The sequence below is a fragment of the Devosia naphthalenivorans genome (assembly GCF_003056355.1).
Classification (GTDB): domain Bacteria; phylum Pseudomonadota; class Alphaproteobacteria; order Rhizobiales; family Devosiaceae; genus Devosia; species Devosia naphthalenivorans.
The window spans coordinates 509028-520613 of sequence record NZ_PYVW01000002.1 but is presented as its reverse complement, the minus strand read 5'-3'; the positions used below and the strand labels follow the sequence as shown (position 1 = coordinate 520613).

Genomic DNA, 11586 nt, shown 5'->3' with positions numbered 1-11586 from the left:
CTGCACGATAACCACCGAGCCGAAACCGGGGAGCCACACCCATGCCCGCCACCATTCTCGTTGTCGAAGACGAGGGCGATATCGCTATTCTGCTGCGCTACAATCTCGAAGCGGAAGGTTTCCGCGTGGTGACGGCGGAAACCGGCGACGAAGCGCAGCTAGCCATTCAGGACAAGCTGCCCGACCTGATCCTGCTCGATTGGATGCTGCCTGAAATCTCCGGCATCGAGCTCTGCCGTCGCCTGCGTGCACGCGATGAAACCTCGCGCATTCCGATCATCATGCTGACGGCGCGCGGTGAAGAAGAAGAGCGCGTGCGCGGGCTTGCCACCGGCGCTGACGATTATGTGGTGAAGCCCTTCTCGGTGCCCGAGCTGATGGCGCGCATCCACGCACTGCTGCGCCGTGCCAATCCGAACCTGGTCACGGCGTCGCTCAAGGTGGGCGATCTGGAGCTGGATCGCACCACTCACCGCGTTCGCCGCGCCACGCGCGACGTGCATCTGGGCCCCACCGAATATCGCCTGCTGGAATATCTGATGCGCCACCCCGGCCGGGTCTATTCGCGCGAGCAATTGCTCGACGGCGTCTGGGGCAATGATGTTTATGTCGACGAACGCACCGTGGACGTTCACATCGGCCGCCTGCGCCGCGCCATCAACCGCGGCCGCGAGATCGACCCGATCCGCACCGTCCGCGGCGCGGGCTACGCCTTCGACGAGCGGTTTGCGCAGGTCGCCTGAGCCGCAGCGCCCTCATGGTGAGCCCGTCGAACCATGAGCCTGCGACCCACCATCGCTAAACTTCGGGTGAATCCCTAAGCGGCGTATCGTCATTGAGCGGCACCGTTTGCCGCTCGATCATGCGATGGGCTTTCGGCAGATCGGGGCCACGATGCAGCGCTCGCAACTGCTCGACATTGTCCGCATCGGCCTTGGTACGCCGCATGTTGTGCCGGACATAATCGATCCAGGTCGGCACGTGGTAGCTTTCCACCCACAGATCGGGCTGTTCCAGATCGCGTAGCAGCGCCCATTGCCTTGCCCCGTCACGCCGACGGATGCGGCGTCGGTCAGCCATCAGCGCAAGGAAGCGCGGAATATCGGCCTGATCGATGCGGTAATCCACCATCACCATGATCGGCCCGCTGCGCGGCCGCAGATCAAGCCGCAGAATCGGCTCGCTGAAGGTGTTCAGCGGATTGAGATCATGCGTGTTGAACTGCGGCAGCGGCAGGCGCAGGCCCACGACGGCGCAAGCCAGTAACACAACCCCCGCCGTGGCCAGCGCCCAATCCGGTCCGAACGCATCGGCGGTCGCACCCCAGATCCAGCTGCCCGCCGCCATACCGCCAAACGTTGCCGTCTGGTAGAGCGACAGGGCTCGCCCAACCACCCAGCGCGGCGATGACAGCTGGATGGAAACGTTGAACAGCGATAGCGACAGCACCCAGCAGGCGCCCGCCGGCAGCAGCGCAAGGTGGCTCAGCAATACGTCCCGGCTGAAGCCCAGACCGACGCAGGCAATCGCGAAGCCGACGCTGGCCAGGCGCACGATCACTTCATTGCTGTAACGTTCGCGAACGCGCTCGTTCAGGAAGGCTCCGCCAATAGCGCCAAGCCCGAAGCACCCCAGCAGCGTGCCATAGACCAGCGCCCCGCCACCCACATATTCGCTGGCCACCGAAGGCAACAGCGCCAGGATCGAGATCGCCGCAAGGCCGAACAGCATGCCGCGAAACAGCACGATGGTGAGGTTGGGCGATAGCGCCACGTAGCGCACGCCCGCCCACATGGCGCTGCCGAAGCTCTCGCGCGGCAGCTTGGACACCGGCCGCACCGGCTTCCAGCGCACCAGCGCCACAATCAAGGGAATATACGACAGCGCATTGAACGCGAAAGCCGCGCCCGCGCTTGCCAGCGCAACGATAAGCCCGCCAATGGCAGGCCCCACGCTGCGCATCATGTTGAAGCCCACGGAATTGAGCGTCACCGCTCCCGGCAGGTCCGAGCGCGGCACGATGTCCCCCATCGAAGCCTGCCAGGATGGATTGAACAGCGCCGTTCCGCAGCCGATCAGGAAGGTGAACGCCAGCAACAGCCACGGATTGAGCAAGCCAAGGATCGCCATGGCCGCAAGCGCCAGTGACACGATCATCATGCCACCCTGCGCGACGATCATCACCGTGCGCCGGTCGAAATTGTCGGCCAAGGCCCCCGCCGCAAGGGAAAACACCATGATCGGCAAGGTGGTCGACGCCTGCACCAATGCCACCATGTTGTGGGAGTCGGTGAGCGTCGTCATCATCCAACCGGCACCGACCGATTGGACCAGTCCGCCCAGATTGGACACGAGCGTCGCCAGCCACAAGAGCCGGAACGTTTCGTAGCGAAACGGCGCCAGCAGGGATGATCGTTCAGCCATTATCGCTCCTCACCCTGGATAGATGTCTAGGGCGACGTGGCAGTGATTGGCAAGTCGCTTGGGATAGATAAGGGGTGCATCGCGCGTCACCCTCGGGGCCCAGCCCGAGAGTGACGATTGTCGGAAGCAGAATTTGGAAGGCAGTCTCGCCTAGCCGGCCGCCGTATAGGCCGTCTTGACCACGGTGAAGAATTCCGCCGCGTACTTGCCCTGCTCGCGTGGACCATAGCTGGAGCCCTTGCGGCCGCCGAACGGTACGTGGAAATCGACGCCTGCCGTGGGCACGTTGACCATCACCATGCCTGCTTCGGCATTGCGCTTGAAGTGCGTCGCATATTTCAGCGAGGTGGTGACGATGCCGGCAGACAGGCCGAATTCCGTATCGTTGGACGTCGCCAGCGCTTCTTCGTAGTCTTTGACGCGAATGACCGAGGCCACTGGCCCGAAGATTTCTTCGCGGCTGATGCGCATCTGGTTGGTGGCTTCGGTGAACAGTGTTGGCTGCAGGAAGTAGCCTTCCGTGCCGCCCTTCACCCGCTCGCCGCCGGCAACCAGCTTGGCGCCTTCCTGCTTGCCGATTTCGATATAATCGGTGTCCTGCTTGAGCTGGCTCGGATCGACCACCGGGCCGATCTCGGTGTCCTTGTGCAGCGCATCGCCGACACGCAGATTGCGCGTGCGTTCGGCCAGTGCTTCGACGAACTTGTCGTGGATGCCTTCCGTGACGATGATGCGTGAAGACGCCGTGCAGCGCTGGCCGGTCGAGAAGAACGCGGACTGTGCCACCGATTCCACGGCAACCTTGAGGTCGGCGTCGTCGAGCACGATGGTCGGGTTCTTGCCGCCCATTTCGAGCTGGAACTTGCGGCCGACTTCGATCGAAGCTGCGGCAACGCGCTTGCCCGTGCCGACCGAGCCGGTGAAGCTGACGGCATGCACATCCTTGCTCTCGAGGATGGTCTGGCCGACCACGGAGCCCTTGCCCATGACCAGGTTCAGGACGCCCTTTGGCAGGCCCGCGCGCACCAGGATATCGACGATCGCCCAGGTCGAGCCAGGCACCAGATCCGCCGGCTTGATGACCACGGTGTTGCCATATGCAAGCGCCGGCGCGATCTTCCAGGTCGGAATGGCGATCGGGAAGTTCCACGGCGTGATGATGCCGATCACCCCGATTGGCTCACGGGTAATTTCGACACCCACACCGGGCCGAACCGACGGCAGCACTTCACCAGCCAGGCGCAGGGTTTCACCGGCAAAGAAATCGAAGATCTGCGCAGCGCGCGTCACTTCGCCAATGCCTTCAGGCAGGGTCTTGCCCTCCTCGCGGCTCAGCAATTCGCCCAGTTCGGCCTTGCGGGCGATGATTTCCTGGCTCGCCTTGGAGAGGATCGCGTGGCGCTCAAGGATACCGGAGCGCGACCATGCGGGGAAAGCCGCCTTGGCCGCAGCGATGGCCTGCTTAGTTTCCTCAGCGGTGGCGCGGGCATAGAGGCCCACGACTTCTGCCGTGTTGGACGGGTTGATGTTTTCCACGCCGTCCGTGCCAACCCATTCCCCATCGATGAGGTTCTTGTGCAATTCAGCCATTTCATGTGCCTTTCGAGCGGAATTTCTAAAGGAGATCGGCCTTGGCCAGGTCGCGCAGCAAATGGCTGGCGCCATAGGTCCAGGGCGGACATTTGGTGGAGAGGTTCACACTGTTAGATAGTGTGCCCAGCGTTGATGTCGATATGGAGACCACATCGCCCAGCTTGTGGGTGAAGCCCTTGCCCACGCCGTCGCGATCCTTGACCGGCGCGAACATGGTGCCGAGATAAAGCACCAGCCCATCGGGATATTGGTGATGCCCGCCAATGGTGGCGGCAACCAGCGATTCGGGGGTGCGGGAAATCTGGTTCATCGAGGAATGTCCCTCGAGCACGAAACCGTCCTGCCCTTCCACGCGCAACGCGATCTCGAATTGCTTGACGCTGTCGAGCGTGAATTCGCCATCGAACAGCCGCACGAACGGCCCGAGCGAAGCCGAGGCATTGTTGTCCTTGGCCTTGCCCAGCAGCAGGGCCGACCGACCTTCGACGTCGCGCAGATTGACGTCATTGCCCAGCGTTGCGCCGATGATCTCGCCCTTGCTGGTCACCACCAGCGCCACTTCCGGCTCCGGATTGTTCCAGCTGGATACGGGATGCAGGCCCACTTCGGCACCATAGCCCACCGAACTCATCGGCTGGCCCTTGGTGAAAATCTCAGCGTCGGGCCCGATGCCCACTTCCAGATATTGGCTCCAGACGCCTTTTTCGATCAGCGCGGCCTTGACCTTCATCGCGGTCTCGGACCCGGGCACCAATTCGCTCAGATCCGTGCCGATCAGTTCTAGAATTTCGCCACGCAGGGCATCGGCGCGCGACTTGTCGCCCCGTGCCTGCTCCTCGATGACGCGCTCCAGCAAGGAGACCACGAAGGTCACGCCGGACGCCTTGATCGATTGCAGATCGATCGGCGACAGCAGGCTCGGCTTGGCCGGATCACGGCTCGCGGCCACACTGTTGGCGACAATATCATTAGCATCGCCCACGCTTACGCCATCAGCGTTGCGCACATACTCGGCAGCCCGCCCGCTTTCGGCAATATCGCGTACCGTGGCAAAGCCCTTGGCCGTGATATCGAACAACTCGCCATCGCGAACCGTCACGACGCGGGGGTGGGAATGACCGGGAATTTGCGCGCGTCCCAAAAGAACGCCGTCCGGATAATGCCTCGTGCTCATCTATTCCCCCATGAAAGCCAAGGCAGTGAGTACCGCACGCAAAGGCCGGGACGCAAGCCCGATAAGTCATACTTTTGGGGCACACCAGTCTTCCACAGGCTCGTTCAAGCTCGGTTCATCTTGGCCGCAATACTGACGCAATGGATGGGGAGTAGTCCCCACCGAACTTTTGGAGTTTGCCAATGCGTCGCTTGTTCACCCTTGTTCCCTTCGCCCTTGTTGCCGGTCTTGCCCTGCCCGCCTATGCCGGAACCATCACCATCGACGGAATGGGTGAGGTTCGCGCCGCGCCCGACATGGCCACCATCACGTCGGGCGTGACCACGCAGGGCGCCACCGCCCGCGAAGCGCTCGACGCCAATTCCAAGGCGATGGCCGATCTTGTCGCCGCCTTGAAGGAATCGGGCATCGAGGCGCGGGACATTCAGACCTCCGGCTTTTCGGTAAACCCGGACTATGTCTATTCCGACGAGCGCGACGCCAACGGCTATACCCGCCCGCCCAAGATCAACGGCTATCAGGTGATGAACACCGTCACCGTAGCTGTCCGCGAGCTCGAAACGCTTGGCACCATCCTCGACAATTCGGTGACCGTTGGGGCCAACACTATCAATGGCGTCACCTTCTCGGTGGCCGACCCGAGCGATCTCTACAACGAAGCGCGCAAATCGGCTTTCGCCGATGCCCGCGAAAAGGCTGAGCTTTATGCCGAAGTCGCAGGCGGCCGCCTGGAGGAATTGAAGTCGATTTCCGAAAGCCAGGGCTTCAATCCACCCCAGCCCATGCCCATGTACGCGATGCGCGCTGATGCAGCGGCCTCGTCCGTTCCGGTGGAGGCTGGTGAATTGAGCTTCTCGATCAACGTCACAGTTCAGTGGGAACTTGAAGAAGACGCCACGAACTAAGCGAACCAATTCCCCTCTTTGAGGGGGCTTGGGAGGTGGGGACGGACCACCGTAGTCAAACCGTCCCCACCAACCCATTTTGTTGCGCCCTCAGCCGGCCAGCACTTTCCACAGCATGTTCAGTCCGACCACGACCAAAAACGCCGCAAAGACGTATTTCAGCGTCTTCTGGTCAAGCCGATGCGCCAGCGCCGCGCCGAATGGGGCGAATACGGCGGCAAGCACCGCCACCAGCACCATCGCGACCAGATTGATATAGCCAAGGCTGAGCGGCGGCAGCCCGGCCTGTCCCCAGCCCGAAATGATGAAGCCCAGCGTGCCCGAAAGCGCGATGGCGACGCCTATTCCCGCCGATGTGCCCACGGCCGCGTGCATGGTTGCGCCAAAGGCGACCAGCGTCGGCACAGTGAGCGAACCGCCGCCGATGCCCATCAGCGACGAGATATAGCCCACCACGAACGCCGAGATACGATGCGTCAGCCCTGAGCCGTGCAGATGGCCCATGACCTTGGTCTGCCAGGCAAAGACGATATTGGCGGCAATCAGAAACGCCATGACGGCAAAGACGATGCGCAGCACGTCGCCTGAAAACAGCCCTGCCATCAGCCCGCCGATAAATGTGCCGGCGACAATGAACGGCACCCACAGCCTGAGGGTCTTGATGTCGAGGGCGCCACGCTTGTGGTGAGCCCGCGCACTCATGATCCCGGTGGGAATGATGATGGCAAGCGAGGTTCCCACCGCGATGTGCTGCACGATGTCTGAATCATAGCCCAGCAGCGACAGCGAGGTGGCTAGCGCCGGCACGATGATGGCGCCACCGCCGATGCCGAGCAGGCCAGCCGCCAGCCCCGAGAAAACGCCGGTCACCATCAGCCCAAGCACGAACGGCCAATAGGCGGCGATGCTCGCCCAATCCATCAACGATCTCCAATGATATGCAGCACCACCTCGCGCCGATGCGGCTGGCGGCGGTGCTCGAACAGAAAAATGCCCTGCCAGGTGCCGAATACCGGCGCTTCCTCATGCACGGGAATGGCGATGGATGTCTGGGTCAGGGCGGCCTTGATATGCGCCGGCATGTCGTCGGGCCCCTCGGTCGTGTGCACCAGCCAGTCCATCCCCTCAGGCACGAGCCTTTGGAAAAAACCGAGCGTGTCGGTTTTGACGTCGCCATCGGCATTCTCCCCGATCAGCAGGGAGCATGAGGTGTGCCGCACGTAGACCGTCAGCAGCCCCGTCGAAATCTCGCTGTCGGTAACGAACTGGCGGACCGCGCGGGTAAACTCATATAGCCCCTGCCCATGAGTCGGCAGGGTTAGTTTTTCGGTCAATTGCTGCATGACTTGGCCCTAGCACGATCCGCACGACACGGCCAGAGCCGCCGCATTCGCGCCACGATCACCGGCTCCCCTCTGGCCCTCCCCTCAGCCTGGAACCATGGGATAGGTCAGGCGTTCTGGGCCTTGCGGGGAAACGCGTCACTAGCCGCGCAGCACTGAACCGTTCAGATTGCGTTCAGATGTGCGCCGCGATGCTTGGCTCAAGTGCCATTCGACACAAAGGAATAACAACAATGCGCCTCAGAACCTGGCTCCTAACCGGATCGAGCCTGACTTTGCTCACCCTGTCCCCGTTTGCGGCGACAGCCCAGGAATTGCCACAGGCCTGCGTCGATGCCGGCTTCACCACGCTTGAGGACTGCATCGCGGCCCAGCCCGCCGAAGGCGAAGCGGCTCCCGCAGAAGAAGCAGCGCCAGCGGAAGAAGCCCCTGCCGAGGAAGCGGTAGAAGAACCCGCGCCCGAACCGGAAGCAGCCCCCGTCGAAGAACCTGTCGAGGCCGCTCCTGAGCCGGAACCAGCTCCTGTCGAGGAGCCGGTGGAAGCAGCGTCCGAGCCCGAAGCCGCACCGCAAGAACCAGCACCGGAGCCACAGGCCGTCGAAGAAGCCCCGGCTCCCGAGCCTGAGGTGACCGAGGAAGCCCCTGCGCCCGAAAGCGTAGAGGAAGAGCCCGCACCTGAAGCCGAGACCCTGCAGGAAGAGCCCGCAGCAGCCCCCGAAACTGCGGTTGAAGAACCTGCCCCGGACCCCGAGGCGGCTCCTGCCGAGGAAGTTGCTCCAGAGCCTGAAGCCGCTCCCCATGAAGAACCCGCCGCTGCGCAAGAGGCGGCTCCCGAGGCTGAGCCCGCTCCCGCTGTGACGCAGGAAGCTCCGGCGGAGGCTCCCGCCGCCGAACAGCCGGCGGCTGAGCCAACCGAACTGCCGACCGAAGAAGCACCGGCCCAGGAGGCTGAGCAGACGCCCGATGTCGATATCTCCGCCGATCTGCAGGCCCAGGTCGATATCTACAATGGTGCCGTTGCCGACATGATGTCTGGCGGCGACGCTGCCGCGGCACAGGCGCAGATCAGCCAGGCCCAGCAGACTATCTCCAATCTGTGCGCGAGCGCCGGCCAGCCGGACACGGAAGCTTGCCTGCAGAGCTATGGCCTGTCACTGCCCGCAGTGCCGAACCTGCCCGCGGCCCCCGCCGCAGAGCAGCCACAGGACCAGGCTCCTGCCGATCAGCCCGTGGACGCAGTTACCGATCCCGCCCAGACCGATGCGCAAGCGCCTGTCGAGCCGATCGAGGAACTGCCCGAAGGCGTGACGCAGGAGCAGATCGCTCCGGTGCTGGATAGCGCCAAGGACGCCGGCGCTCCCGCTGCAGAAACGCCTGCCGATGCTGCCGCCGCGCCCGTTGAACAGGCGGACCCTGCCGCCGCTGAGGCTGCTGCTGCGGCCGCCGCGGCTCCACCGCCAGAATCGGACGTGGCCGCACAGGCCCAGTTCGTCATTGCCGAAGAGTTCGTCCCGGTAGCATCCGAGGAAGGTCAGGCCGTTGAAGCCGCGGCCATCGAGGCCCCCGCGGTGCCGCAGAACGTCACGGTCATCAACCAGACCAACGTGGTGAACAACACCACCAACAACAATACGACCGTCAACAACACGACGACCAATATCGATCAGTCCCAGACCAATATCGGCGAGCAGACCAACGTCGAGGTGAACCAGAACAATATCGAGGTGAACCAGAACAATGCCGTGATTGGCGCGCTGGACCCCGGCCAGGCCATCACGCAGGTCATCCTGCAGGTTGGTTCCGAGTTGATCGTCAACTCCATCGGCCAGGACACCGACCGCTTCTACAACGCTCAGGAAGACGAGATCTTCTATGAAAACCTGAGCAACGGCCGGACGCGCGAAACCATCACGCGGCCCGATGGCAGCCAGGTCATCACCGTGCGGAACCGCAATGGCGATATCCTGCGCCGCTCGCGCATCACCCCCGATGGCCGTGAGCACGTGCTCGCCTACTTCAACGATGACTATCGCGACGATCTGATGGAATGGCGTGACCCGGCTGCCGATCTGCCGCCGCTGCGCCTGAACATTCCTGTTCAGGAATACGTGCTGGACGCCTCCTTTGCCGACGAGGAAGAGGTCGAAACCTTCTTCCGTCAGCCACCGGTGGAGCAGGTTGCCCGTCTCTATTCGATCGACGAGGTCAAGCGTTCGGCGCGCGTTCGCGATAGCGTCCGCAAGCTCGAAGTCGGCGGCCTGACATTCGACACCGGCGAGGCAACCATCGGCCGCGACCAGGTCGGTGCCCTGTCCAACGTGGCCAATGCCATGCTGGCGCTGCTGGACCAAAACCCCAGCGAGACCTTCCTGATCGAGGGCCACACGGACGCCGTGGGTTCGGACATCTCGAACCTGCAATTGTCGGACCTTCGCGCCGCGACCGTTGCGCGCATCCTGACGGACTTCTACGACGTGCCACCGGAAAACCTGGCCACCCAGGGTTATGGCGAGCGCTACCTCAAGATCCGCACCGAAGGGGCGGAGCGTGAAAACCGCCGCGCCACCATCCGCCGCATTACGCCGCTGATCACCGTGGCTGAACGCTAGAAGCCTCTATCGACATCTTGGAAGGCCGGGCCATGTGCCCGGCCTTTTGCTTTGCCGCCGGTGAAATCACGTCACAAAACGGTCAGAAAAGCTGCCCGCAAAGCAGATTTCTTGAACCATCCGAGATGAACAGTCTCCTGTTTTCTCCCAGAAAACGAACGTAAACTACTGCAGTAAAACGTTTTTGGGCCATGCCACCCACGTTGAATCTCGTGATCACGTAAATGGGAACAAAACTAAAAAGCCCGCGTTTCTCTGCCATACGGTGAAACAAAGGAGCGACATCATGGCTACCCCTGAACGCGATACCGTTTATACCAATGACGGCAACCGCACTGTGTACACCCGCGAAAGCAATGGCACAGGCTGGTTTGTCGGTATCATCGTTGCCCTGGCCCTGCTGGCCATTGGCTACCTGGTTTTCTCGGCCAACTCTGGCCCGTCCACGACCACCACTGACGGTGCGCCGGCCATTGAAGCCCCTGCTGATCCCGCAGCAACCACCGCACCGATGACGGAAGCTCCGGCTGAACCTGCAGCGACCACTGCACCGATGACCGAAGCCCCAGCTGCCCCTGCTGCTGATGCCCCACCTGCTGCCGATGCGGCTCCCGCTGATGCAGCCCCGGCCACTGAGCCTGCTCCGGCAGCAACGACCACGCCATAACGTTGGCGTCCATAATGCCTCGTTACTCCCTGCGTGGCATTTGCGAGAGACCCCGGCCGCCCCGCCGGGGTCTCTTCGTTTGTAGCGCCTGTTAGGAACCTTGGCACTCCCACCATTGCGCATGTGGATTTGCGACCCCATGTGGGTGGGATAATCACAAAGGGACCGCTCATGTTCAACATCGACCAGATCGTCAAAGCCCTCCAGACCGACAAGGGCCACCAACGCACCGCGATGAGCGGCGCAGCCGGGCTCGCCGCGGGAATGTTGTTGAGCAGGGGCGGGCTTGGCAAGCTTGCGGGCAGCGCCGTGCAACTGGGCGCGGTGGCAGCCGTCGGTGGCCTGGCGTACAGCGCCTGGCAAAACTACCAGAAGAACCAGCAGACCAGCGCTCCTGCTCCCTCGCAGGATGCGTTCATTCCTGCGCCCAATGATCAGCGTGGCCAGGAAGAACTGGGCAAGTCCCTGGTGCGGTCGATGATTGCGGCAGCCAAGGCCGACGGCAAGATCGACGCCGAAGAAAAGGAAGCGATCTTCGGCAAGCTCGAAACCATGAACCTGTCGTCAGAGGAAAAAGCCTGGGTGTTCGACGAGCTTTCGTCCCCGCTCGACATCAACGCAGTGGTCGCGCGCGCCGACACGCCCGAGCACGCCACCGAAATCTATGCGGCATCCCTGGTCGCGATTACGGCCGATACGGCAGCGGAACGCGCCTATCTGGACGCCCTAGCCTCCAAGCTGAAGCTCGACCCGGCCCTGGTCGCGGAGATTCACAAAGCCGCCGGCGAGAAGGCTCCAGAAAGCTCACCTACGCCGCCATCCACCTTCGCCTATTCTCCCTCAACCAGCAACGTCTGACAGCGAGCCCCGG

Annotated in this window: 10 protein-coding genes; 5 read left to right on the top strand and 5 right to left on the bottom strand. The window is 62.7% G+C overall.

Annotated features, from left to right (window positions below; translation table 11 throughout):
• The first annotated feature begins 41 nt into the window (after window positions 1-41).
• Window positions 42-743, top strand: a complete 702-nt coding sequence (gene phoB, locus C8264_RS05620) for a phosphate regulon transcriptional regulator PhoB (RefSeq protein WP_108459968.1) — start codon at window positions 42-44, stop codon at window positions 741-743.
• Between the two features lie 55 nt (window positions 744-798).
• On the opposite strand, the gene C8264_RS05615 is transcribed toward phoB, so the two are convergent.
• From C8264_RS05615 to C8264_RS05605, 3 genes are all read right to left on the bottom strand, one after another.
• Window positions 799-2424, bottom strand: coding sequence for an MFS transporter (locus C8264_RS05615; RefSeq protein ID WP_108459967.1), 1626 nt, complete (start codon window positions 2422-2424; stop codon window positions 799-801).
• A gap of 150 nt (window positions 2425-2574) precedes the next feature.
• Window positions 2575-4014, bottom strand: coding sequence for an aldehyde dehydrogenase family protein (locus C8264_RS05610; protein WP_108459966.1), 1440 nt, complete (start codon window positions 4012-4014; stop codon window positions 2575-2577).
• 25 nt (window positions 4015-4039) lie between these two features.
• Window positions 4040-5191, bottom strand: coding sequence for a fumarylacetoacetate hydrolase family protein (locus C8264_RS05605; protein ID WP_108459965.1), 1152 nt, complete (start codon window positions 5189-5191; stop codon window positions 4040-4042).
• A gap of 182 nt (window positions 5192-5373) precedes the next feature.
• Here C8264_RS05605 and C8264_RS05600 point away from each other — a divergent pair, with 182 nt between their 5' ends.
• A complete protein-coding gene (locus tag C8264_RS05600; RefSeq protein WP_108459964.1) occupies window positions 5374-6096 on the top strand; it encodes an SIMPL domain-containing protein in 723 nt (240 codons plus the stop codon).
• Between the two features lie 90 nt (window positions 6097-6186).
• Here C8264_RS05600 and C8264_RS05595 read toward each other — a convergent pair whose 3' ends face one another.
• Both C8264_RS05595 and C8264_RS05590 read right to left on the bottom strand, forming a co-directional pair.
• The gene (locus C8264_RS05595; RefSeq protein WP_108459963.1) at window positions 6187-7017 is read right to left on the bottom strand and encodes a sulfite exporter TauE/SafE family protein; all 831 of its coding nucleotides are present in this window, start codon (window positions 7015-7017) and stop codon (window positions 6187-6189) included.
• Entirely contained in the window at window positions 7017-7439 is a 423-nt protein-coding gene (locus C8264_RS05590; RefSeq protein WP_108459962.1) for a secondary thiamine-phosphate synthase enzyme YjbQ, read from the bottom strand. The genes C8264_RS05595 and C8264_RS05590 overlap by 1 nt, the downstream gene beginning before the upstream one ends.
• 233 nt (window positions 7440-7672) lie before the next feature.
• Between C8264_RS05590 and C8264_RS05585 the strand changes: the two genes are divergently transcribed.
• From C8264_RS05585 to C8264_RS05575, 3 genes are all read left to right on the top strand, one after another.
• Window positions 7673-10048, top strand: a complete 2376-nt coding sequence (locus C8264_RS05585; RefSeq protein ID WP_108459961.1) for an OmpA family protein — start codon at window positions 7673-7675, stop codon at window positions 10046-10048.
• Between the two features lie 286 nt (window positions 10049-10334).
• On the top strand, window positions 10335-10715 hold the full coding sequence (locus C8264_RS05580; protein ID WP_108459960.1) for a hypothetical protein: 381 nt from the start codon (window positions 10335-10337) through the stop codon (window positions 10713-10715).
• Between the two features lie 171 nt (window positions 10716-10886).
• Window positions 10887-11573 carry a tellurite resistance TerB family protein gene (locus tag C8264_RS05575; protein WP_108459959.1) on the top strand — a complete coding sequence of 229 codons (687 nt, stop codon included), beginning with the start codon at window positions 10887-10889 and terminating at the stop codon, window positions 11571-11573.
• Window positions 11574-11586: the final 13 nt, after the last annotated feature.